This window comes from Ruegeria sp. BHSB064 (assembly GCF_059613205.1).
This window is the reverse complement of sequence record NZ_JBXWSB010000015.1, coordinates 37,693-60,100: the sequence shown is the minus strand read 5'-3', so window position 1 is coordinate 60,100 and position 22,408 is coordinate 37,693. Positions and strand designations below refer to the sequence as shown.

General features: G+C 56.9%; 29 protein-coding genes. 14 read left to right on the top strand and 15 right to left on the bottom strand.

What is annotated here, in order from left to right; genetic code table 11:
- Positions 1 to 363 (bottom strand): LysR family transcriptional regulator (locus AC2FNU_RS05895; RefSeq protein ID WP_496785976.1); only part of this gene is annotated, 363 nt, incomplete at its 3' end.
- A gap of 94 nt (positions 364 to 457) precedes the next feature.
- Here AC2FNU_RS05895 and metF point away from each other — a divergent pair.
- Together metF and AC2FNU_RS05885 are read left to right on the top strand one after the other, a co-directional pair.
- The gene (metF, locus tag AC2FNU_RS05890) at positions 458 to 1,324 is read left to right on the top strand and encodes a methylenetetrahydrofolate reductase [NAD(P)H] (RefSeq protein WP_496785971.1); all 867 of its coding nucleotides are present in this window, start codon (positions 458 to 460) and stop codon (positions 1,322 to 1,324) included.
- Between the two features lie 229 nt (positions 1,325 to 1,553).
- Entirely contained in the window at positions 1,554 to 2,216 is a 663-nt protein-coding gene (locus tag AC2FNU_RS05885) for a J domain-containing protein (protein WP_496785967.1), read from the top strand.
- 59 nt (positions 2,217 to 2,275) lie between these two features.
- Here the strand turns inward: AC2FNU_RS05885 and AC2FNU_RS05880 are convergent, their stop codons facing one another.
- Complete coding sequence (locus AC2FNU_RS05880; protein ID WP_480798269.1) at positions 2,276 to 2,794, bottom strand: YHS domain-containing (seleno)protein; 519 nt, start codon at positions 2,792 to 2,794, stop codon at positions 2,276 to 2,278.
- A gap of 236 nt (positions 2,795 to 3,030) precedes the next feature.
- Here AC2FNU_RS05880 and yghU point away from each other — a divergent pair, with 236 nt between their 5' ends.
- Entirely contained in the window at positions 3,031 to 3,909 is an 879-nt protein-coding gene (gene yghU / locus AC2FNU_RS05875; protein ID WP_496785964.1) for a glutathione-dependent disulfide-bond oxidoreductase, read from the top strand.
- A gap of 61 nt (positions 3,910 to 3,970) precedes the next feature.
- Here the strand turns inward: yghU and AC2FNU_RS05870 are convergent, their stop codons facing one another.
- On the bottom strand, positions 3,971 to 4,759 hold the full coding sequence (locus AC2FNU_RS05870; protein ID WP_496785962.1) for an SseB family protein: 789 nt from the start codon (positions 4,757 to 4,759) through the stop codon (positions 3,971 to 3,973).
- Positions 4,752 to 5,339 (bottom strand): uracil-DNA glycosylase family protein, encoded by a 588-nt coding sequence (locus tag AC2FNU_RS05865; RefSeq protein ID WP_496785959.1) that lies wholly within the window; start codon positions 5,337 to 5,339, stop codon positions 4,752 to 4,754. The genes AC2FNU_RS05870 and AC2FNU_RS05865 overlap by 8 nt, the downstream gene beginning before the upstream one ends.
- 215 nt (positions 5,340 to 5,554) lie before the next feature.
- Between AC2FNU_RS05865 and AC2FNU_RS05860 the strand changes: the two genes are divergently transcribed.
- Genes AC2FNU_RS05860 through AC2FNU_RS05845 form a run of 4 tightly spaced genes read left to right on the top strand, consistent with a single transcriptional unit; the run spans position 5,555 to position 10,126 of the window.
- The gene (locus tag AC2FNU_RS05860) at positions 5,555 to 6,214 is read left to right on the top strand and encodes an ABC transporter ATP-binding protein (RefSeq protein ID WP_480798265.1); all 660 of its coding nucleotides are present in this window, start codon (positions 5,555 to 5,557) and stop codon (positions 6,212 to 6,214) included.
- Positions 6,192 to 7,775, top strand: coding sequence for a KpsE/RkpR family capsule polysaccharide export protein (locus AC2FNU_RS05855; RefSeq protein ID WP_496785958.1), 1,584 nt, complete (start codon positions 6,192 to 6,194; stop codon positions 7,773 to 7,775). The genes AC2FNU_RS05860 and AC2FNU_RS05855 overlap by 23 nt, the downstream gene beginning before the upstream one ends.
- A 5-nt stretch (positions 7,776 to 7,780) precedes the next feature.
- Entirely contained in the window at positions 7,781 to 8,614 is an 834-nt protein-coding gene (kdsA, locus tag AC2FNU_RS05850) for a 3-deoxy-8-phosphooctulonate synthase (protein ID WP_496785956.1), read from the top strand.
- A 15-nt stretch (positions 8,615 to 8,629) separates the two neighbouring features.
- Positions 8,630 to 10,126 carry a phosphomannomutase/phosphoglucomutase gene (locus tag AC2FNU_RS05845; protein WP_496785951.1) on the top strand — a complete coding sequence of 499 codons (1,497 nt, stop codon included), beginning with the start codon at positions 8,630 to 8,632 and terminating at the stop codon, positions 10,124 to 10,126.
- 41 nt (positions 10,127 to 10,167) lie between these two features.
- On the opposite strand, the gene AC2FNU_RS05840 is transcribed toward AC2FNU_RS05845, so the two are convergent.
- Positions 10,168 to 12,123, bottom strand: a complete 1,956-nt coding sequence (locus AC2FNU_RS05840) for an AsmA family protein (protein ID WP_496785944.1) — start codon at positions 12,121 to 12,123, stop codon at positions 10,168 to 10,170.
- A 95-nt stretch (positions 12,124 to 12,218) separates the two neighbouring features.
- Between AC2FNU_RS05840 and rimO the strand changes: the two genes are divergently transcribed.
- Positions 12,219 to 13,607, top strand: coding sequence for a 30S ribosomal protein S12 methylthiotransferase RimO (gene rimO, locus AC2FNU_RS05835; protein WP_496785942.1), 1,389 nt, complete (start codon positions 12,219 to 12,221; stop codon positions 13,605 to 13,607).
- 112 nt (positions 13,608 to 13,719) lie between these two features.
- The gene (locus AC2FNU_RS05830) at positions 13,720 to 14,079 is read left to right on the top strand and encodes a hypothetical protein (protein WP_496785939.1); all 360 of its coding nucleotides are present in this window, start codon (positions 13,720 to 13,722) and stop codon (positions 14,077 to 14,079) included.
- A 108-nt stretch (positions 14,080 to 14,187) separates the two neighbouring features.
- Here AC2FNU_RS05830 and AC2FNU_RS05825 read toward each other — a convergent pair whose 3' ends face one another.
- Positions 14,188 to 14,376, bottom strand: coding sequence for a hypothetical protein (locus AC2FNU_RS05825; RefSeq protein ID WP_480479723.1), 189 nt, complete (start codon positions 14,374 to 14,376; stop codon positions 14,188 to 14,190).
- Between the two features lie 229 nt (positions 14,377 to 14,605).
- Between AC2FNU_RS05825 and AC2FNU_RS05820 the strand changes: the two genes are divergently transcribed.
- The gene (locus AC2FNU_RS05820) at positions 14,606 to 14,848 is read left to right on the top strand and encodes a CDGSH iron-sulfur domain-containing protein (protein ID WP_496785935.1); all 243 of its coding nucleotides are present in this window, start codon (positions 14,606 to 14,608) and stop codon (positions 14,846 to 14,848) included.
- Here the strand turns inward: AC2FNU_RS05820 and AC2FNU_RS05815 are convergent, their stop codons facing one another.
- The 5 genes from AC2FNU_RS05815 to AC2FNU_RS05795 form a co-directional block, all read right to left on the bottom strand.
- Positions 14,849 to 15,109: a DUF6455 family protein gene (locus AC2FNU_RS05815; RefSeq protein WP_496785933.1), complete on the bottom strand. Its 261-nt coding sequence runs from the start codon at positions 15,107 to 15,109 to the stop codon at positions 14,849 to 14,851.
- The gene (locus tag AC2FNU_RS05810; RefSeq protein ID WP_496785932.1) at positions 15,109 to 15,378 is read right to left on the bottom strand and encodes a DUF6455 family protein; all 270 of its coding nucleotides are present in this window, start codon (positions 15,376 to 15,378) and stop codon (positions 15,109 to 15,111) included. The genes AC2FNU_RS05815 and AC2FNU_RS05810 overlap by 1 nt, the downstream gene beginning before the upstream one ends.
- A 14-nt stretch (positions 15,379 to 15,392) precedes the next feature.
- Positions 15,393 to 15,644: a DUF6455 family protein gene (locus AC2FNU_RS05805; RefSeq protein WP_496785930.1), complete on the bottom strand. Its 252-nt coding sequence runs from the start codon at positions 15,642 to 15,644 to the stop codon at positions 15,393 to 15,395.
- Between the two features lie 70 nt (positions 15,645 to 15,714).
- Positions 15,715 to 16,083: a YigZ family protein gene (locus tag AC2FNU_RS05800; RefSeq protein ID WP_496785928.1), complete on the bottom strand. Its 369-nt coding sequence runs from the start codon at positions 16,081 to 16,083 to the stop codon at positions 15,715 to 15,717.
- Entirely contained in the window at positions 16,080 to 16,787 is a 708-nt protein-coding gene (locus AC2FNU_RS05795; protein ID WP_496785926.1) for a M48 family metalloprotease, read from the bottom strand. The genes AC2FNU_RS05800 and AC2FNU_RS05795 overlap by 4 nt, the downstream gene beginning before the upstream one ends.
- Positions 16,788 to 16,908: 121 nt before the next feature.
- On the opposite strand from AC2FNU_RS05795, the gene AC2FNU_RS05790 reads away from it, so the two are divergent.
- Positions 16,909 to 17,157 carry a DUF8831 family protein gene (locus AC2FNU_RS05790; RefSeq protein WP_496785924.1) on the top strand — a complete coding sequence of 83 codons (249 nt, stop codon included), beginning with the start codon at positions 16,909 to 16,911 and terminating at the stop codon, positions 17,155 to 17,157.
- On the opposite strand, the gene AC2FNU_RS05785 is transcribed toward AC2FNU_RS05790, so the two are convergent.
- On the bottom strand, positions 17,145 to 17,420 hold the full coding sequence (locus AC2FNU_RS05785; protein ID WP_496785922.1) for a DUF167 domain-containing protein: 276 nt from the start codon (positions 17,418 to 17,420) through the stop codon (positions 17,145 to 17,147). The two genes, AC2FNU_RS05790 and AC2FNU_RS05785, sit on opposite strands and share 13 nt — an antisense overlap.
- A 135-nt stretch (positions 17,421 to 17,555) precedes the next feature.
- On the opposite strand from AC2FNU_RS05785, the gene AC2FNU_RS05780 reads away from it, so the two are divergent.
- Both AC2FNU_RS05780 and AC2FNU_RS05775 read left to right on the top strand, forming a co-directional pair.
- Entirely contained in the window at positions 17,556 to 18,134 is a 579-nt protein-coding gene (locus tag AC2FNU_RS05780) for a nitroreductase family protein (protein WP_496785920.1), read from the top strand.
- Positions 18,131 to 18,829: an EI24 domain-containing protein gene (locus AC2FNU_RS05775; RefSeq protein ID WP_496785917.1), complete on the top strand. Its 699-nt coding sequence runs from the start codon at positions 18,131 to 18,133 to the stop codon at positions 18,827 to 18,829. The genes AC2FNU_RS05780 and AC2FNU_RS05775 overlap by 4 nt, the downstream gene beginning before the upstream one ends.
- Before the next feature lie 7 nt (positions 18,830 to 18,836).
- Here the strand turns inward: AC2FNU_RS05775 and AC2FNU_RS05770 are convergent, their stop codons facing one another.
- Both AC2FNU_RS05770 and mce read right to left on the bottom strand, forming a co-directional pair.
- On the bottom strand, positions 18,837 to 19,109 hold the full coding sequence (locus tag AC2FNU_RS05770) for a DUF1467 family protein (protein ID WP_171091626.1): 273 nt from the start codon (positions 19,107 to 19,109) through the stop codon (positions 18,837 to 18,839).
- A gap of 24 nt (positions 19,110 to 19,133) precedes the next feature.
- Complete coding sequence (mce, locus tag AC2FNU_RS05765) at positions 19,134 to 19,538, bottom strand: methylmalonyl-CoA epimerase (protein WP_496785913.1); 405 nt, start codon at positions 19,536 to 19,538, stop codon at positions 19,134 to 19,136.
- A gap of 136 nt (positions 19,539 to 19,674) precedes the next feature.
- Between mce and AC2FNU_RS05760 the strand changes: the two genes are divergently transcribed.
- The gene (locus AC2FNU_RS05760) at positions 19,675 to 20,394 is read left to right on the top strand and encodes a response regulator (protein WP_496785910.1); all 720 of its coding nucleotides are present in this window, start codon (positions 19,675 to 19,677) and stop codon (positions 20,392 to 20,394) included.
- Positions 20,395 to 20,574: 180 nt separating this feature from the next.
- Here the strand turns inward: AC2FNU_RS05760 and aspS are convergent, their stop codons facing one another.
- Complete coding sequence (gene aspS, locus AC2FNU_RS05755; protein ID WP_496785908.1) at positions 20,575 to 22,350, bottom strand: aspartate--tRNA ligase; 1,776 nt, start codon at positions 22,348 to 22,350, stop codon at positions 20,575 to 20,577.
- Positions 22,351 to 22,408 lie beyond the last annotated feature (58 nt).

Here is a 22,408-nt window from a genome sequence, read left to right as displayed (position 1 = left end):
ATCGCCCCAAGATTTCCTGAAAGCCTCAAGAACCGGGAACAGCCATTCGAAACAGGCGTGGCATTCAATGGCGATATGCATCCGCCCGGTGCGCCCATCCCGCAGCGAAGAAAATTCATGCTGAGCGGCCTCGACCTGTGGCAGGATCTGTTCCGCCAATCGCAGCAAACGCAACCCGGCAGCCGACAGTTTCATGGGCTTGGATCGACGCAGAAAAAGCTCGACCCCGGCCTGATCCTCCAACCCCTTGATCTGATGGCTTAATGCAGACTGAGTGATGTTCAACTGGTCTGCTGCACGCGCCAGCCCACCGCATTCATGGATCGCTTTGATGGTACGCAGGTGCCGGAATTCAATATGCATTTCGAACAGCATTCATGTTGTTGTTGAATAATATGAGTTTGTCTCACATTGTCTGCCATGGCACAAGAGGCTCAGATGATCCAGCGAGGCCGTTATGTCCAAACCTGAAATTTCCTTTGAGTTCTTTCCGCCCAAAACCCTGGAAGCCTCATTCCGTCTTTGGGACACGGTTCAGACTTTGGCCCCCCTGGACCCTCGCTTTGTGTCCGTTACCTACGGCGCGGGTGGCACAACGCGCGAGCTGACGCGTGACGCGGTTTCGACACTTCATAAATCGTCAGGCCTGAACGTGGCCGCGCACCTGACCTGTGTCGATGCTTCGCGACAGGAAACGCTGGAAATCGCCGACGCCTTCGCGCGCGCCGGCGTGCAGGACATCGTGGCCCTGCGCGGCGACCCGCCAAAGGGTCAGGACAAGTTCGTGCCACATCCCAAGGGGTTCGTCAGCTCGGTCGAGCTGATTGAAGCGCTGGCCGAAACCGAGATGTTCAGCATTCGCGTCGGCGCCTATCCTGACAAACACCCCGAAGCGGCCGATATGGCTGCGGATGTGAATTGGCTGAAGGCCAAGTTGGACGCGGGTGCGGACGAGGCTTTGACGCAGTTCTTCTTTGAGGCTGAAACTTTCTTCCGGTTCCGCGACGCCTGCGCCAAAGCTGGCATCGACAAGCCGATTGTGCCCGGCATTCTGCCGATCGAGAACTGGGCTGGTGCCCGCAATTTCGCCAAGCGCTGCGGCACACATATTCCAGTCTGGGTTGAACAGGCTTTCGAAAAGGCAGTGCGCGATGGGCGCGAGGATCTGCTGGCAACCGCGATCTGCACCGAGCTTTGTTCTGACCTGATCGAAGGTGGCGTGGACAAGCTGCATTTCTATACACTGAACCGTCCGGAACTGACCCGCGATGTATGCTTTGCGCTTGGCATCACGCCGCGCGTTGAACTGGAAAACGTCGCCTAAGACGGAAAAATTCAACGATTCGCCCGGGTTACACATACCTCGGGCGACTTTCGTTCCATTTTGTGTGAACTGTTTCACACTCATATTCGCAAATTTGCAGTTTCACAGGACAATTGAATCGCACGATCGCGATTGTTGTCTGCACCCTCGCAAATCCACCCCGTAATTTGACAAAACTATGACCTTGGCGACACTGGAGGCGTGTAGTTTGTAACGAGTGTTTTTGAGTATGGAACCTGTAGATAAAGTGCGGGCGCGCACTGATGCCCTTGCAGATTTGGGATTGCCCCCATCTGCCAGTTCCAATGAAATCAGAGAGGCGTGGCGACAGATCGCCTTTCATTCGCATCCCGATCACAGGGATGGGGATAGCTCCGGGTTTTCACGCGCCAAGGCCGCCTATGATTTCCTGCGCAACGAAGGATTCGCGAAAAAAGGCGGTGGTAAAGCTGGCCAGGCTCAACCGCGTCGGCCGCGTTTGAAAAAGCGGATCATTGAGTTGCCGCAGGAGGATATCGCCGCCTGCAAGGCAATGCTGAGCCCTGAGCAAGTCTTGTCACATAAGCACAACGCAGATGGGTTTGACGTGCCCGAAGCGTGCGTTTCGGACCATGTTCCAGATGCAGTCGGCTGTTACGGACGGCACTTGACCTATTTCGTCACCACACCCGTGCATCACGGTGCAAATCGTGTGGCCCTGCCAACGACAGTCCTGAGCGGCGCGCGGCATACCGAGGCAGAGATTCTGAGCTTTCAGTCCAAGGACACCGGTGCTGGAGAGGTGGTGATCCCGGACACGATCTGCGAACGCAAATTTCCAGGCGCCAAAAGCGTGAAGATCCGGTTTGATGCCGATCAGGATATCCGAGATCAATTCTGGCTGGCGGGCTGAATGCAAAAAAGCCCGGCCAGAGCGACCGGGCTTTGAATTTTTCTCCCCAAGGCGTCAGATCAGTTTGTGACCGGGCCTTCCGAGGTGAATTTCGGGATCACACTTGTGGATGCGTCCGAGGATTCGATGCCTGGCCAGTTGCCTTCAGCAATATTGATGTTGCCGGGCACATCTTCTTCCCAAAAGCCAACAACGACGTCGGTGATGTTCAGGTACAGCTTGTCATCGACAATGCGCCACAAGTTGGGGTTGGCCGGAACCTTTCCGCCTTTTGACACGCCATAAGCGCAGTGGCCATCATATTGCGGGGCATAGAAGGCCGGGTTTTCCAGGAATTTGTCGCGGTTTTCTTCGGTCGCAAAAGCCCAGGTTGCACCGTTATATTCTGCAGTAATGTCGGCTTTTCCGCGCACGGCTTCGGGCTGCGACTGGCCAACCGGCACCTGATCCAGGCTGCGATATGCAACCACGTCATAACCCGAGACAGCAAAGCCGGTGCCATCAACATATTGAGGTCCGGCAAATGCCGGAACCGCCAGTGCCATGGCTGCAGCGAAAGTCAATGCAAAGCGTTTCATGTGGTCTATCCTTTTCGGGTCAACTGTGTCCGTGATGCCGTTGTGGCGGGTCTGACAAGACAATATGCGATTCCCGTTCAGTTCGTAGTCCCCCTAACGCCGCTGTGACCCGACACGAGAAAACGTGAGAGTTTGGACGGCGATTGTTACAGAATAAGCCAACTGCAGCGGGTTGGACTCGGCGGTTTGCAATATTAGCTTTAAGACAGCCCTGACAACGGCAAGAAAGGCAAGAGATGAGCGACCAATCCCCCTACACCCCCCCAGCGGTCTGGACCTGGGACAGCAAAAGCGGCGGTCAGTTCGCCAACATCAACCGGCCGATTGCCGGTGCGACCCACGACAAAGACCTGCCGGTCGGACGCCACCCGCTGCAACTTTACTCGCTGGCCACACCCAACGGCGTCAAAGTCACGGTCATGCTGGAGGAACTGTTGGCGCTGGGTCACGAAGGCGCTGAATACAATGCCTGGCTGGTCAATATCGGCGAGGGCGATCAGTTCAGCTCGGGTTTTGTCGGAGCCAACCCGAATTCGAAAATTCCGGCCCTTTGGGACCGGTCCGGGGATACACCCACGCGCGTGTTCGAAAGCGCTTCGATCCTGTTTCATCTGGCTGAAAAGTTCGGCGCGTTCCTGCCCGCATCAGGACCCGAGCGCACCGAGGTTATGAACTGGGTGTTCTGGCAAATGGGCAGCGCGCCGTATCTGGGCGGCGGGTTCGGCCATTTCTACGCCTACGCGCCCGAGAAATGGGAATACCCGATCAACCGCTTTGCGATGGAGACCAAGCGCCAGTTGGACGTTCTGGATCGGGAATTGGCGAACAAGACCTATATCGCAGGCGAAGAATACACGATCGCCGACATGGCGATCTGGCCATGGTACGGCCAACTGGTACTGGGCCGTCTTTACAGCGCTGCCGAGTTCCTGGACGTTGAATCATACAAAAACGTCATGCGGTGGGCCAAAGAAATTGACGCGCGTCCGGCGGTTCAGCGCGGTCGCATGGTCAACCGCGCCTTTGGCGAGCCGCATACACAGCTGCACGAGCGCCACGACGCCAGCGATTTCGAGACCCGCACGCAGGACAAATTGGAACCAGCGGCGGAATAACTAAACGCGTTTATGCAACAACACGCGGTGCGGTTTGTGCCGCGTGTATGCGTTGAGACGCCTACTTCAGAATTGGCGGATTGTCCGGGTTACTGCCGGGGGCCTCTCTTACCTGCTCGACGCTTTTGGGCACTGGAAGATCAAACCGAAGTCCGACTTTGGCCAACAACGCAGCAGCAGGCTCACTGGCTGTGAAAAAACCGACATCCATCGCGCCCGCCTCGATCCCGGAAAAGGTCAACGCCTCGGACGCGGCCTTGGCCAGCGCGGGCTCAGCCCCTTCAACCACATCGACAAAACCCAACAAATGCCCCTGCGCGCCAGATTCTGACTTGGTGGCAACCAAATAGGCTGCGCGCGCCAACCCGCCTGCGGTTGCCAGTTTGGCATCCAGCGCCGTCAGCAAATTATCGGGCAAGCCAGATGGCGGCAGGAATTCAGCCAGTTTTTCCTCAACCTCTTTTGGACTGTGTTGCAGCGTTTCGGCCAGCCAACCCAGCGCCTCTGCCGGAACCAGCATCGAAGATGGCGCAGTTTCCAGGTTCAGGCCCAGCCCGATCGCCTGCCCTGCCAGCATCCCTGAAAGCACCCGTCCCGAAAGCGCCACGTAAGGTACAGGGCGACCTGCGAATTGTGCCAGCCGTTCTTCGCGGTCAAATACCAGAACAAAGCGCCCATCCGCCACGTCGAACAATTCGGGCGAGATATTCTCGTCCCGCGCTTCCTCGGTCAGCATCAGGAAGAGTTCGCTGTCGGCAAGCCGCTCAAAAAAACGCAGCCGGGCGGCATTATTTTGCGGATCCGCCTGCATTGCGGCATGTGCAGCGTCCAACGCCGTGGTTTCAGTCATTCAACACCTCTCGGACCCGCGCGCGCAATACCGGTAAAAGCTCGGCCTCGAACCACGGGTTTTTCTTCAACCATGCCGTATTGCGCCAGGACGGATGTGGCAAGGCAAAGACCCGCGGCGCATGGTCCTGCCAGCTTTGCACGGTGCTTGTGACCGAACCGCGTGCGCCAAGGTGGTACTTGTGCGCATGCCCCCCGACCAGGACGGTCAACGGCACCTGGCCCAAAATGCTCATCACCCGATCATGCCAGGTGTTTCGGCACAGGGCGGGCGGCGGAAGGTCGGCGTTGCGGGCATCGTAACCGGGAAAGCAGAACGCCATGGGTACAATCGACACGCGGTCGCGATCATAAAAGACCGTCTCATCTATCCCCAACCACTGCCGAAGCCTGTCACCCGACGGGTCTGTGAACGGCCGCCCCGACTCGTGCACGCGTGCACCCGGCGCCTGCCCTGCGATCAGAATTGGCGTGCCAGACCGAAACCAAACAACAGGGCGTGGTTCATGCGCCGTTGCTGTCTGTGCAAACCTGTCTGCGCACAGGCGACAGGCCCGAATTTCGTCGGCTAAGCTGTCCATCGGATGTCAAAACCTCTTTTGGCCCACGCGTCACGATGGGGAACATAAGGCCCGCCGGACACACCGCCAATCAGGTTGTCACAGGTTTTACCGCAACGCATTGATCATTTGTTTCATAATTCGACATAATGTAGCCAACATGGAACGGTAAAAATAACCTTCTCCGGCCGCCTCAAAGAACGGCAACACAACGGAACACGAGCAGCAGGCCCCGAATGTTAGAGTTCGACAATGTCAGCAAGTCCTTCTGGACCGGAACCCGCCGCAAGGTGATTCTGGATCAGGTCTCGTTCCGGGTCGAGCTGGGCACGTCACTGGGGGTTCTGGCCCCGAACGGCACTGGAAAAACCACGCTAATCAATATGATGGCTGGTTTGGAAAAACCAGACGAGGGCGTGATCCGACGCGAATGCCGCGTCTCTTTCCCCATGGGGTTCACGGGTGGTGTGTCGGGAAAATTGTCAGCGCTTGAGAATGCGCGATACATCGCCAAAATCTATGGCATGGACCCGGATTATATCGAAGCCTATTGCAAGTGGCTGTGTGGTCTGGGTGAATACTTCGATCAACCGCTGGCGACCTATTCCTCGGGGATGCGTTCCCGGTTCACCTTCGCTTTGATGCTGGCGCTGGATTTCGACATGTATCTGATCGACGAAGGGATGCCCGCAACAACGGATGTCGAGTTCAATGAAAAAGCCGGCTCAATCCTGAAAGAAAGACTGCGCACCACAACTCTGGTCATCGTATCGCACAGCCCGTCCGTGTTAGAGAAATTTGCCCAACAAGCCGCCGTCCTCTTGGACGGGCAATTGTACATGTTTGAATCCTTGGAAGAGGCTAAGCAGTTATATGACTACGAATCCCAAGGTTAGAAAGTACAACTGGCGCCGCAACCAGCAGATCGACGGTTCCGCCCAAGCGCGCGCTGACGCAATTTCGCGCATTCGTAACGCAACGCAAGGCCAACCCGCTGCGGATGAGGCGCAGCCGGGAACGCAGTTGGACGATATCAAACGCGAAGGTTTGACGGGACGCCAGTTGCGTATCGCACGACGGTTGGCGCAGAAACATGGGCTGGCTGCGACCTCGGATTATGATGCGGTGCGTTTGTTGCGTCAAAAGGGCATCGACTCGTTCCAGCGCACCAATCTTCTGGATCTTGCTGCGGCCAGACCCTCGACCCAAAACGAAGAGAACAACACCAAGGACAAGGTCAGTATCAAGCTGCCGCAGGCTGTGGGTGCGAAACAACCCAATTTACCGGGACCCGAGCTGAGCCCCGCTGAACGACGCAACCTTGAGATTGGCGAAATCCAGAAAGACATTGCGCGCAGACGCAAACGCAAACTGTTTGCTTTGTTTGCGCGGCTGGCCGCGTTTGTTTTTCTGCCGACCTTTGTCGTGGGTTTCTATTTCTACCGCATCGCCACCCCGATGTATGCAAGCGATTCAGAGTTTTTGATCCTGCAGGCAGACGGTGGACCGGGCAGTGTTGGTGGTTTGCTGGCGGGAACCCAGTTTGCCACAACGCAGGACTCGATCTCCGTGCAGTCCTTTCTCGAATCGAAAGAGGCGCTGCTGTTGCTGGATCAGGATGCAGGGTTTTCGGATGTCTTCAAACAGGACTGGATCGACCCGGTTCAGAGGCTGGCCGCCGACGCGTCACTTGAGGACGCTTACAAACTGTTCAAACGCATGATCACCATCGGCTACGATCCAACCGAAGGTGTCATTCGGATGGAGGTCGCGGCCCCGGATCCACAGACCTCGACCGAATTCTCGGAACGTCTGATCTCGTACGCCGAAAACCGGGTGAACGCGCTTTCCGGTAAAAAACGCGAAGACCAGATGCGTGATGCGATTGAAAGCTTTGAGGCGGCGCAAGAGGCGCGCAAACAGGCGCAGGAAGAGCTGATTGAACTTCAGTTGCAGGGCGCTGTGCTGGATCCGGAAAACGTAATCGCAAGCCTGCGAAGTCGCATCAATGAAATCGAGATATTGGTTCAGGACAAAGAGCTTGAGCTTGCGGCTTTGCTGGACAACCTGCGCCCGAACAAAGCCAAAGTAGATGGCGTTCAGGCTGATATCGCCCGGCTGGAAAAGGTGTTGGAAGAGTTGAATGCCCAAATGCAGGACGCCTCTGCCGGCGAAAATTCGCTGGCCCGGCTAAGCGTGCGCATACAGATCGCCCAGGCTGATCTGGCGGCCCGTGACATGATGCTGCAAACAGCAATGCAGCAAATGGAAACGACCCGGTCCGAGGCCAATCGGCAGGTTCGGTATCTGACTGTTTCGGTGAACCCTATTCCCAGTCAGGAACCCAGCTATCCGCGCAAGTTTGAAAATACGATTTTGGCATTCCTGTTATTTGCTGGTATCTACCTGATGATCTCGCTTACTGCGTCGGTCCTTCGTGAACAGGTATCCTCATAAGACCCATGAAACATGTAAAAATCTCCGACCTGACGGTCGGCAACGACCTTCCGCTGACTGTCATCGCTGGCCCCTGCCAGCTGGAAACAGCAGACCATGCGCAAATGATTGCGGGCAAGATGAAAGAAGCCTGCGACGCAGCCGGTGCGCAATATGTGTTCAAGGCGTCTTATGACAAAGCGAACCGGACATCGCTGTCGGGCAAGCGTGGCATGGGAATCGATGCGGGCCTGCAGGTTCTGGATGACATTCGCAAAACGATGGGCATCCCGGTCCTGACCGATGTCCATACCGAGGCACAATGCGCCCTCGCAGCCGAAGCTGTGGATGTTCTGCAAATCCCTGCCTTTCTGTGCCGACAGACAGACATGCTGCTGGCCGCTGGCAATACCGGCAAGGCCGTCAACGTCAAGAAAGGTCAATTCCTGGCCCCTTGGGAGATGACGAATATCGTCGACAAGGTTGAAAGCACGGGAAACCAGAACATCCTGCTGACCGAACGTGGCACATCTTTTGGATACAACACTTTGGTCGCTGACATGCGCGGCCTGCCCCAAATGGCAAAAACCGGCTATCCGGTTGTTATGGATGCGACCCATTCAGTCCAACAACCCGGTGGCAAAGGTGGTTCGTCCGGCGGACAGCGCGAGTTCGCGCCCGTGATGGCCCGGGCGGCTGTTTCATTGGGAATTGGCGCAGTTTTTATTGAAACGCATCAAGAACCTGACACAGCGCCTTCTGACGGCCCGAACATGATCCCACTGGACCAAATGCCCCAACTTGTTGACACATTGATGCGTTTTGATGCGCTGGCCAAAGCGAATCCTATTCAGATTTAACGATTGAGACCTGTTATGACCAAACCCCTCCCCGAGGTGACCCCCAACACCTGGAGCTTTCTACGCGACGCGATGATCAAACCCACCGGGTTTCGCGAGTATGACGCGCGCTGGAAATACCCAGAAGAGATCAACCTGCCCGGCATGACCGCGCTTGGACTGGGTCTGGGCACCCAGATGCGCAGGCGCGGGATTGAGCCCATGATTGCCGTCGGCAACGACTATCGCGACTATTCGCTGGCAATCAAAAACGCGTTGATCCTTGGTCTGATGCAGGCCGGAATCCGCGTGAAAGATATTGGCCCCGCGCTAAGCCCGATGGCTTATTTCGCGCAGTTTCATCTGGATGTGCCCGCCGTTGCAATGGTCACGGCCAGCCACAATCCCAACGGTTGGACCGGCGTGAAAATGGGCTTTGAGCGCCCACTGACCCACGGCCCGGACGAGATGTCAGAGTTGCGTGACATCGTGCTGAACGGTGAAGGTCAACGGCACGACGGCGGATCATACGAATTCGTCGAAGGCGTGAAGGAAGCTTACATCGATGACCTCGTCGGTGATTTCAAAATGTCCCGCCCGTTGAAAGTGGTCTGTGCCACTGGCAACGGCACCGCTTCGGCCTTTGCGCCCGAGATTTTCGAGCGGATCGGGGTTGAAGTCGTGCCCAGCCACAACCGGCTGGATTATACCTTCCCCAACTACAATCCGAACCCCGAAGCGATGGAGATGTTGCATGACATGGCCGCTACGGTGAAATCCAGTGGCGCTGATCTGGCGCTTGGATTTGACGGGGACGGAGACCGCTGCGGCGTGGTCGATGACGAAGGCGAAGAGATTTTCGCCGACAAGGTGGGTGTGATCATGGCCCGCGATCTGGCCAAGCTGTATCCCGGATCAACTTTTGTCGCGGACGTAAAATCCACCGGCTTGTTTGCCAGCGATCCTGAATTGCAGGCGCTGGATGTCAAAGCGGATTACTGGAAGACCGGCCATAGCCACATGAAACGGCGCGTCAAGGAAATTGGCGCTTTGGCCGGGTTCGAAAAATCCGGACACTACTTCCTGGCCGAACCTGTCGGGCGCGGCTATGACTGCGGTATGCGCGTGGCGGTCGAGATCTGCAAACTGATGGACCGCAACCCGGACCAAAGCATGTCGGACCTGCGCAAGGCGCTGCCCAAAACCTGGTCCACACCCACAATGTCACCCTATGCCGCGGATACCGAGAAATACGATATCCTTCAGCGTTTGGTCGACAAGCTGGTCGCCAAAGGTGAGGCTGGCGAAACCTTTGCGGGCCGTCCGATCAAAGAGGTTGTCACCGTCAACGGCGCGCGTGTCATTCTGGACAACGGCAGTTGGGGGCTGGTTCGGGCTTCGTCCAACACCCCGAATTTGGTCGTCGTCTGCGAAAGCAGCGAAAGCGAGGCTGAGATGCGCGCGATCTTTGCCGATATCGACGCTGTGATCCGCACGGAGCCCGGTGTTGGCGACTACGACCAGACCATCTGACCGTAAAGGCTTGGGGCGTATCTTCGCCCCAAGCGCCGCGCTCAGTTGCCGCCGAACAGCTTGAGCAGACCTTTTTTTGCCTCGTCTTCCAGCTTTTTCTTCAGCGCGTCTTCGATTTGGTCGCTGTCAGTGATCGTCGTATCCAACTCGTTTCCGACCTTCTCAAAAACCTTTTGCTTGGCGTCGTCTTCCAGCTCCTTGACCTTCACGTCGGCCGCTGCCTCGATGACTTTGGTCAGATCCGGTTTGATTGACGGATTGCTCCACGGACCGACGATGCGCACCGGAACCGATATGCCCTCACCAGAGTTGGCCCGCAGCGCCACGGGTGTGAAAAGATAGTCAATATCGCGCGCGCCTAGCCCTACGGTTCCCGTGCCATCCGCACGGAAGTTTTCCAGCGACATGAGCAGATCATTGTTGGTCAGCACGCCCTGATCCATCGTGAAGCTGCCCGTCAGGCTGTTGAATACGGTCGTTCCACCCGATCCGGTCCCCCGACCCATCAGACGGTCCAGATCGAAACCGGAAATCACTCCTGACCCGACATCCAGATTTCCCTTGCCGCTGAGCGAGCGCATGATCTGATCCTCTGTCTGGCCAACGCCCAGAAACTCCAGACTGCCCGCAGCAGTGCCCGACAAACGTTCAACGTCAGCCAGCGTGGTCAACGCCTGTTTCAGATCGATCCCGCTGGCCGAGATTTTGCCGCCGACAGACAGGCCATTGCGATTGTTGGCGACCACCTGCCCGTTCAACTGACCTGCAAACAATGTGGCCGGATGCATTTCCAGCACCGCCCGAGAGCGATCCAGAGACAGGGTCAGATCACTTTTGCCAAATTCCATTCCCGGCACAGCGATTGAGTTCGCCGTCAGGCGGATTTTACCATTCGCCAGCGCCAGAGCAGAGGCATCAATTGGTTCTTGCGACCACCCGTCCACTGCAGAGGTACTTGGCTGAGAGGCACCGCTCGGTGCTGATGCCGTTTCAGAGATCCGCGAGAGATCCAGATCACCCGCATCCAACCTTGCTACGATGTGTGGTGGGTCCGAAATGGTGATATCCGCCTCGCCCAGGAAACGGTTGTCATCCAGTTGAGCGGTCATATCCCGCAACGAAATGCGCCCGTCCTGCGTATAGGTCATATGGGCGGCGATATTCGCCTTGCCGCCCAAACCCGGCGGGATATGCACACCGGCCTGACCAAAAGCCGCAAACATCTTTTCGCTGTCCCGAGCTTCGACCCTGGTGGTGCCGTCCATTTCACCGGCCAGATTGACCCGCCCGTCGAAACCTATCTCACCCCCCGGCGCAGTCAAAGCCAGTTCCAGCGCCGTGACGTCACCATTGGAAAAGGCAGGCAGGTCCGGGATTTTCAAGTCTACTTCAACGGCACCACCGGGCACGGCCATTGTGGCTTGCATGATCATGGGGGATGTGACCTCGGGCCAGCTTGCGGCCAATGTCACACCTGAAAAGTCCATCTGTGTGACACCGTTCTCGACGTAAATCAGCTGAGCGTTTGTCAGCTCCAGTTGGTCCAGCGTGACCTCACCCGTTGTTTCGGCAGGCACTGGGGTTCCAGACGTATCGGTAGCTGGGGCAGACGTCGGGGCACCAAACTCCCAGTTCGCCCGACCCTCTGATCGCTCCAGCCGCAATGTCGGGTTTTCAGCGAACACACGTTTGATTCGCAGATCTCCATTCCACAGCGCAGCAGCGTCCACTCCGACGGCAAGACTGTCTGCACTCAGCATTGGCTCGGACCCTGCCCAGCTTGCATTGCCGAACCGTACCGGGCCGGTTTCCATTCCCAGCACGGGCCAGAAGGACAGGCGCACATCACCGCTCAATGTCAGATCACGCCCGGTTTGCGCCTTTACCTGCTCGGCCAGGATCGCGCCCAGCTTGTCGCCCGGCATCAGCAAAAGCGCGCCGATAACCAGCCCAACCACAGCCACGACAACAAATAGGATGCGCATCAGCCACTTCATGATCTGCTCTCCGCCATTTGGCTTTTCTTTGCCATGATCATTCAAATCACACGTCACATTTGCAAGGGGAAGCGTTCCCCACTATATGCCGCGCCATGACAACAAACCCGCCAAACCTCCGCCCCGACCTGGCGCCCGCCGCCCGGATCACCGAGACGCCCCGTTCCAACCAGCCGACCATCGGCATGGTGTCGCTGGGTTGCCCCAAGGCGTTGGTCGATAGCGAACGCATCCTGACCCGGCTTCGCGCTGAAGGATACGGCATTTCGCCCGATTATGCCGGGGCCGATGCCGTCATTGTGAACACCTGCGGGTTTCTAGACAGCGCCAAGGCAGAATCGCTGGACGCAATCGGAGAGGCTTTGGTTGAAAACGGCAAGGTCATAGTAACCGGCTGCCTGGGTGCAGAACCGGATTACATCCGGGAACATCACCCGCGCATCATGGCCGTCACTGGACCGCATCAGTATGAACAGGTCTTGGATGCGGTACACGTCGCCGTCCCCCCCTCACCCGATCCGTTTGTCGATCTGCTGCCCGCCAGCAGCGTGCAATTGACCCCGCGGCACTACAGCTATCTGAAGATCTCGGAAGGCTGTAATCACAAATGCAAGTTCTGCATCATCCCGGATATGCGCGGGAAACTGGCCAGCCGACCGGCCCATGCGGTTCTGCGAGAGGCGGAAAAGCTGGTCGATAACGGCGTGCGCGAGTTACTGGTGATCTCGCAAGATACCTCGGCCTATGGGCTGGACCGGAAATATGATGTGAACCCGTGGAAAGACCGTGAGGTGCGCAGCCATATCACCGATCTGGCGCGGGAGTTAGGACAGTTGGAGGCGTGGGTGCGCCTGCACTATGTCTACCCCTACCCGCATGTGCGCGAGCTGATCCCACTGATGGCGGACGCCGGATGCAATGTGCTGCCCTATCTGGATATTCCCTTCCAGCACGCCCACCCCGACGTTTTGAAACGTATGGCCCGCCCGGCCGCTGCGGCCAAAACGCTGGACGAAATCCGGGCCTGGCGTGACATCTGCCCGGACATCACCCTGCGGTCGACCTTTATTGTCGGTTATCCGGGTGAGACCGAGGCCGAGTTCCAGACACTGCTGGACTGGATGGACGAAGCGCAACTGGATCGTGTCGGCTGCTTTCAGTACGAAAACGTGGATGGCGCGCGGTCGAACGACCTGCCCGATCACGTCCCGGCCGAGGTCAAGCAAGAGCGCTGGGATCGTTTCATGGAAAAAGCCCAAGCGATTTCCGAAGCCAAACTGGCGGCAAAGGTCGGCCAGACCTTGCTGGTCATCGTGGATGAGGTCGATGACGAAGCCGCCACCTGCCGCACCAAAGCGGACGCGCCCGAGATTGACGGCAACCTGTTCATCGATGACGGGTTCGAAGCTCTTAATCCAGGCGACATCGTTACAGTTGAGGTGGACGAAGCCGGAGAATACGATCTTTGGGGCAAGCTCGCATAACACTGTTTCGCCTGCCCATTTCACCACAAATGGGCAAAGCGTGAAGCGAGTTTATTGGTCGACCGCACAAAAAGACGCAATTTTAGACTGAAATCCATACGCGGAGGGTTTCATGTCTGGATACGTCAAACTTGGCCTGAACGGCGTGGTGTTTCTGATTGCCATGTTATGTCTTGTAGCGCCCTCTTCCGCGCAAACGGCGTCGGGCGGTCCAAACGGATTGATCTTGGTCAGCGATAAGCAGCTTGGCTTTCACAAGACTGGCCACATCAGGATCAAGCGATATTATCTTGCGCCAAAATCCAAGGCACAATCCAAACGGCCGCAGGTGCACCATAAAAAGCACCTCAATACATATCGCTTTCACCCTCCGAAACGGCGCGTGATCGGACATGTGCCTTACAGGCAGTTCAAACGGCACAAGTTCAATTCGTTCAGTTTCAAGCACAAATACGGTTTCAAGAAATACTGAACCGCTGAGCGGTGCGCACTGAGTACCAGAAAGAAAAAACCGCCTCAAAGGCGGCTGTCCATCGTGCAATGGTGCAGGCGGTCCGGTCGTGGACCGCCTGCAAAAAGCTTACTGAGTAACCGGGTTACAGACGGTCTGGCCTGCTTCGGTTGTCGCCAGTTCATAACCACCCGGGCAGCTGGGCGTGCCGGCTTTGTCATAGCTGGGCTGAACGAAAACAGGTGTTGGTTCTTCCTGCTGCGCGCAGGCAGTCAGAATAAGGGCAAATGCGCCAACGGCAGCGAGTTTCAGTTTCATGTCCGTCAATCCTCTATTACTTTTCTGATATTGCCCAACTTTTCGGGGCCGTATCCAGAATACGGGCTGAGCTTCGATCTGGCAACTGAATCGATCACGTCTTTGTGAGTCAAAGCGATTCCATGCCGGTTTTAGCTTTGGACAAGGGCATTTACAGCTTGGAAGCTACCTTTTTAGCCGCGCTGCTCTACACTGTTGTCACGACATCAGCCAAAGACGGAGAAGCCACATGTCAGACGCACCAAACATTGCCCAGAAATCACCGATTCCGGTCGAGGTTGTCGAAGGGAAAACCTATTTTTGGTGCTCATGTGGAAAATCTGCCAGACAGCCGTTTTGCGACGGGTCCCACAAAGGCAGCGCCTTTGAACCAATGAAATATACGGCAGATGCCAGTAAAAAGGTCTTTTTTTGCGCGTGCAAACACAGCGCGAAGCAACCTTTGTGCGATGGCAGCCACAATAACCTGTGATCAGGTTTTCAAACCATTCAAGGTCTCGGCATTTGCGCAGAAGTCCGGGGCCTTGTCGGCCAGCATCTGCTGTTCGGCCAGCCACAAGGCACATTGGCCGTCACAATTTGAAGCCCGACACCGCGTGACAAGTTCCGCATAGCCGTCTGGTGACAGACGACCACCCGCCATCGCCTCGGTCAATGAAATGCCCATGCATCGTGACACAGACCGCGTCAGCCAGAAGTGCTTTTCTATTTCGCCCAGCGGGATCTGTGCCATTACACGTTCTCCAACTGTTGCGCCTTAAGCGCCGCGAATCGCTCTCGATTGGGGCAGTTGCTTGGAGCCTCATCGATCTGGCCCCGCTGCTCAAGCCATTCCGGACAGTCGTGAGCCCAGGCACAACCCCGGCATTGTTGCACGATCTCGGCCCATTCTTCGTGATTCAGGTGACCCCTGCGGTATGCCCCGGCCAGATCGGTGCCGGTGGCTTGCCCCATCCGCAGCACAAGCCGCAAATGGGTCATGATGTTGCCTAGACGTGGCATGGCTGACCTTTAGGTTAAGGCATTAATCTATGGAGTAATTCCTGGTTTCGGCAATACTCAGGCGTCCGCTGTGCGGTTGCCGCCTGGCTCAACAGGGTTTGACAGTGTTGTGGGTTCGGGCAGTCAGTGCACCTTAGAACTGCCTCGGAAATCTGATCCACGGAAACCGATCCGCCAATGGCCGCTTCTTCAAGATCGATGTCCAGCATGCTGGCCATATCGTCCACCAAACCGGCGTGCAGTCGCAGGGTCTCTCGGGTGGGCATGGTGTTTTCCTTTCCCTATCGCGCTTTGGCAAAAGGGTAGCGAATTTGCACCTTCAAACATTGACACAGGTCAAGATTGGACGCCGATGTGATCCAGATAAGCGCGGGTCGCATCCTGAACACGGCGAAACCGATCACCGCCCAGTTTCTTGCCGCCATACCATCGGGTGACGATGATCACGTGGTTCTGCAATTCTGCCCGTTCAATCATGCGCAAGATCACCATACCCGCCCCGCTTTCGCCGTCATCCGCCTTAAGCGCACCGGTCGGCAGAGTCGCAGCCCACGTGTTGTGGGTCGCCTTTGCATAGCTTTTGTCCGATTTCAGATCATTCAAAACGCTGTCGATTTCGGCCCGCGAAGCAACCGTCGCCCCGGACACCGCATATTTCGAGCCGCGATCCGTCAGGATCACTCCAAGGCGCACAAGGCCGCTCACTGTGTCAGACCCAACTGTGCCGCAGTTTCAAGCACGATCTGAACGCGCTGCTCATTCGGGGGGTGCGTTCCCAAAAACTTGTCGCCGGGATCCGGGATTCGGTCAAAAAACTTCGCACCAACCAACGGGTCGTATCCGGCATTGTAGGTAATGATCGTACCCAACTGGTCTGCCTCCAGCTCGAAATCTTTCAGGTAAGCTTGAACACCTACCTTGGCCCCCAGCTTTTGCGCCTCTTCTATGGCGGCGGCATCACCGCCGCGCAACTGCTCTCGTCTCCCGAACTCTGCTGCGCTGGCGCTGGCGTTTTCGCTTTGCCGGGCAATGTGCCCCAACACGTGGTGGGCCGCTTCGTGGCCCATAACAAATGCAAGTTCATCTGCGTTTTGCGCAGACCGGATCATCGACCGCGAGAAAATGATCACCGGCTGCCCGTTTTCATCCAAAGTCTGATACGCGTTTGCCGGTGCCCGCGGGTTCAGATCAACCAGAATCCGAAACTCGCAATTCTGGCGTCTGGGTTGTTTGAGACATTGTTTTCGTGCTTCCGCCCCAACAGCCTGGCTAACCTGTTGAAAGGTTTGCACCGTCGGTTCGCCACCCGGCGCATCTTCCAGCCAATCCCCGGGCGATTGCACGCTGATGGTACCTTGTGCACAGGCCGACAACAGCAGGGACAGCATTAAAACAAAGCATCTGTGCATGATACATCCTTTGGGCCAATCGGACCGCCATTTCAACATAGTACGCCCCGTCAGCTGATGCCACTGCGCCTATGGCAAGGAACGGCTTGCATTGCGCCTCGACGACTTGCACTGTGGGCGCATGTTTTCGATTGAGCATGAATTCGACTCGACGGTCATTACACTTGTGGACGAAGGTGAAAAACCTTTGCAGGAAGATGTTGTGATCAATAATTTCGCCGAATGCGTCACGCTGGAGCAGATGGACCCACGCACTGAACAGGTTCAGAAGATCACGTTGTCACCGGAACAGGTACGGGATCTGGCCGCCGCGCTGGACCTGCCCGAGGGCGTCTATCAGATTCGCGAAACCGGACCTCAGGGGTCATAGAGAAACACCTTGTTCCGCGCAGTCTGCCCCTGTTTCAATGTCAACGTTGAGGGTGCCACACCAAGACATTTGGCGAGCAACGTCAAAACCGCCTGATTGGCCTTGCCGTTCTCGGGTGGGGCCGTCACGAACACTTTGATCTGATCTTCTTCAAAGATCACTCGATCCCGTGACGCCTTTGGTGTCACCTTCACGCTCAACACCACCCCGGCTGTTGCCAGCGCGCTGAGATCGGGCATGTCGCGAAGTTTGGCTTTGGCCATTGTCATCCCTTTTCCTTCAAAGTCTTGCATGACAAGCGTCGGAATGAAAATGATCCACGCAATGTATCGGCACACCCTTGAAACGGGCGAGTTGCCGACCAAGATACAGAGTCGTGATGTAAAGGAAGTTAACATATGTCCCTGAAAAGCCCCGCCGCTCTGGAGTTTTTGCAGTCGCGTCGGTCCCGGCCCGCCAAGACATTGATTGCACCGGCCCCGACACGGGACGAATTGATGCCTTTGCTCACCGCTGCTGCGCGCAGCCCCGATCATGGCAAATTAGAGCCTTGGCGCTTCATTGTGTTGGAAAAAGGCGCGATGCCGCGTTTGGCGGCTTTGACCGAAGCCTGTGGTCAAAAACTGGGAAAAAGCCCCGAGGACATCGCCAAAGCGCGCAGCCAATTTGATATGGGGCACTTGGCGGTAGCAGTAATCGAAGTGCAAAAACCGTCAGAAAAGATCCCCGCGATAGAGCAAACCTATTCCGCAGGTGCAGTCTGTCTTGCCCTGCTGAATGCTGCACTGGCGGCAGGTTGGGGCGCAAACTGGCTGTCAGGCTGGCAATCACATGACAGCGAGTTCTGCGCTAAAGCGTTTGGATTGGCAGACAACGAACGCCTGGCCGGTTTGATCCATATCGCGACCGAAGGATCGACCCCGCCCGAGCGGCCAAGGCCAGACGTGGCGTCGTTGACGGAATGGGTCAGCGAATGATCATCTTGAACGCCTTTTTCAGCGCACTTGGCCAGATCGGAGACCCGAAATTCCGGGGGGTTTTGCTGCGTGGCGTGGGTTTGACGATCCTGCTTCTGATCGTTGCCTGTGCCTTGGCAATCTGGTTGATCAACTGGTTGTCGGGCAGTGAGATTTCTCTGCCCTTCATCGGTGCTGTACCGTGGCTGAACGATGTTCTGAATTATTCAGGGATCGTTCTGGTCCTGATTCTACCTGTTTTCCTGATGGTTCCGGTGGCATCAGCCATCACATCGATCTTTCTGGATGAGGTCGCCCAAGCGGTTGAGGACAAACATTTTCCAACCTTGGAACCTGCGCGGCGCATACCAGTGTCCGAAGCGCTGATGGACAGTCTCAGTTTTCTGGGCGTGTTGATTGTCGCCAACTTGCTGGCGTTGATCCTCTATGCGATTTTCACCCCGCTGGCACCCTTTATCTTCTGGGCAATGAACGGTTTCCTCTTGGGCAGAGAATACTTTACCCTGGCCGCCATGCGCCGGGTAGGACGAGAAGGCGCTCGCCAATTGCGGGCCAAGCACTCAACAACGATTTGGGTCGCGGGCACCTTAATGGCGATACCGCTTTCGGTACCGTTGGTGAACCTGGTGATTCCGGTAATCGGTGCGGCCACTTTCACCCATATCTTTCACGCAGTTTCAGGCCCTCGGACCTGACATTGGGTCAGCGGGGCTCCAGTTGGTTCAACCAGTCAAAATCCCGAACCGAGATCAGTCCCGATAAAATAATACCGGCAATGATGGCCCACAAAACCACGGAAATACCGGTCGTGATCCACATCTTTTTCTTCATGTGATGCACTTCCGGGGCACCAGCATGAGTGCCCGGAACGATATCGCCCAGATCGCCTTGTGTTTTAATGCGAACGGGCAGCACGATCAGCAGCGTCAGGAACCAGATGACGGCGAACAGTACAAGTGCGGCAGTGATGGTCATTTAAAGCCCTCCGGTGCTGGGGGGTTATACCTGTTCAAGCTCGACAAGGCAGCCGTTGAAGTCCTTGGGGTGCAGGAACAAAACCGGCTTACCATGCGCCCCGATCTTGGGCTCGCCCGAACCCAAAACGCGTGCGCCGGTCTCTTGCAAGTGGTCCCGGGCAGCGATGATGTCCTCAACCTCATAGCACACGTGATGAATGCCGCCCGACGGGTTCTTTTCCAGGAAGCCGTTGATCGGACTGTCGTCACCTAACGGATACAGAAGCTCGATTTTGGTGTTGGGCAGTTCAATGAACACAACCGTGACGCCGTGATCCGGTTCGTCCTGCGGTGCGCCGACCTTGGCGCCCAACGCATTGCGATATTGCGCCGAAGCAGCTTCAAGATCCGGCACGGCAATGGCGACGTGGTTCAGACGTCCAATCATATCTCACTCCTCATGTCCTGCGTTGCATGGGTTATGGGGGCTGTTAGGCCAAAGGACAAGTGCGCCAAATCGCGCGTTAACGTCGTGTTAGCCAGAAGTTCCTAGCGTGAAGCATCTGCTGGATAGGAGAGCTGCCATGGACGATTCGGGCCTACTTGCCACCACCACCGTCACGCCCACCGCAACGCGGCCTTTGCTGGGTCAGACCATTTTGGTTGTTGAAGACAGCCGATATGCGTGCGAAGCGATCCGACTGATGTGCTTGCACAGCGGCGCACGTATTCGCCGCGCGGATTGTCTGAAGTCAGCCCGAAGACACCTGCAGATCTATCGCCCCTCGGTCATACTGGTCGATATGGGCCTGCCAGATGGGTCCGGGGCCGATCTGATTGCCGAACTGTCCGAGGCAACGCCCCGTATCAGCGTCATCATGGGCCTGTCAGGCGATGATGGTACCGAAGATCTGGCATTGGCTGCCGGGGCGGATGGATTTTTGGCCAAGCCGCTAAAATCAATGTCTTATTTTCAGAAGTCCATTCTGGAGCGTCTGCCCAAAGATCGGCGTCCCAGCGGGTTGCATTCGATCCGGGACGAGGTCATCCAGCCGGACCCTTTAGCCTATCAGGATGACATGGCCCATATTGCAGATTTCCTGACCGGACCCAACGATCAGCACACTCTGGATTATGCCGCCCAGTTCCTTCAAGGCGTCGCGCGGGAGGCAGGGGACAAACCGTTGGCCGAGGCCGCGCGCAAACTGGCTTTGTCACGCGCAAGCGGGGCACCGCTTACTGCTCAGGCGGCGCAAGTCGCTGGGATGGTGCAGAACCGACTGGAACAGCGGGAAGCGATTTGAAATGGTTACGGCTTACTTCATTACCGCGACGCTTCTGTGCGTTTGGGCTTATCGTCAGACGCGCGAGACGGCGCGCAGCATTCGCAGCAATCGAGATCATCTGGAAAACCCGCTGGACTGATACGCGGAACGTTTCCCGCCGCCAAATGAAAATCGCCCGCTTGAAGCGGGCGATTGTTCTTAGTCCTGAGGGATGATGCGCAGACCAAGCTCCATCAACTGATCCGAAGTTGGATCAGAGGGTGCATCCATCATCAGATCTTCAGCACGCTGGTTCATCGGGAACATCATGACTTCGCGGATATTGGCCTCATCCGCCAACAGCATCACGATCCGGTCGATGCCTGCGGCACAGCCCCCGTGCGGCGGTGCGCCGTAGTGGAAGGCGTTGAACAGAGCTCCGAAGCGGGATTTAACCTCATCCTCACCATAGCCCGCCAGTTCAAAGGCTTTCAGCATGATTTCCGGCTTGTGGTTCCGGATCGCGCCCGAGACCAGCTCATACCCGTTACAGGCCAAGTCATACTGATATCCGCGCACGTCCAGAGGATCGCCGTTCAGCGCATCCATCCCACCTTGCGGCATCGAGAACGGGTTATGTTCAAAATCGATCGCGCCGGTTTCTTCGTCTTGCTCATAAATCGGGAAATCCACGATCCAGGCAAAGGCAAAGCGGTCTTTTTCGGTGAGGTTGAGCTCTTCACCGATCACATCCCGCGCCTTGCCAGCGACCTTTTCAAAAGCTTTCGGTTTGCCACCCAGGAAAAACGCCGCATCGCCAACGCCCAGACCCAGTTGCTGACGGATTGCCTCGGTCCGCTCAGGCCCGATGTTCTTGGCCAGCGGACCAGCGGCTTCCATGCCTTCGCCCTGATCGCGCCAGAAAATGTAGCCCATGCCGGGCAGACCCTCTTTCTGGGCGAACGCATTCATGCGGTCACAGAATTTGCGGCTGCCGCCAGTCGGCGCTGGGATGGCGCGGATTTCTGTGCCGTCCTGCTCCAACAGTTTTGCGAAAATCGCAAAGCCAGACCCTCGGAAGTGGTCCGAGACCACTTGCATCTTGATAGGGTTCCGCAAGTCGGGTTTGTCGGTGCCGTACCACAACGCCGCGTCCTTGTAGGAAATCTGCGGCCACTCCTGATCGACCTTGCGGCCACCGCCGAATTCTTCAAACACGCCGGTCAGAACGGGCTGGATCGTGTCGAACACGTCCTGCTGCTCGACAAAGGACATCTCAAGGTCAAGCTGGTAGAAATCGGTGGGCGAGCGGTCTGCGCGCGGGTCTTCATCACGGAAGCAGGGCGCGATCTGGAAATACTTGTCGAAGCCCGACACCATGATCAGCTGCTTGAACTGCTGTGGGGCTTGCGGCAACGCGTAGAACTTGCCCGGATGCAAACGCGACGGCACCAGGAAGTCACGCGCACCTTCGGGCGACGACGCGGTGATGATCGGTGTCTGATACTCGCGGAAGCCCTGATCCCACATGCGTTTGCGCATGGATGCCACAACGTCCGACCGCAAAGTCATGTTACGCTGCATCGCCTCACGGCGCAGGTCCAGATAACGATAGCGCAGGCGGGTTTCTTCCGGGTATTCCTGATCGCCAAAGACCATCAACGGCAATTCCTCGGCGGAACCCAGCACTTCCAGCTCACGCACATAAACTTCGATCTCACCGGTTGGCAGCTTCGGGTTCACCAGTTCTGGGTCGCGCGCTTTGACGGAACCGTCGATGCGGATACACCATTCGGACCGCACTTTCTCCAACTCGGCAAAAGCAGCACTGTCGCCGTCGCACAGAACCTGCGTCACGCCGAAATGGTCGCGCAGGTCGATGAACAGCACGCCGCCATGATCTCGAACCCGATGCACCCAGCCGGACAGGCGGACAGTTTCACCGACATTGGCGGCGGTCAGAGCGGCGCAGGTGTGGCTGCGATAGGCGTGCATGGATCATATCCCTTCGGGCGCAGAATTCGTCGCGCCGATACACCCTGTCAGGCCCGGA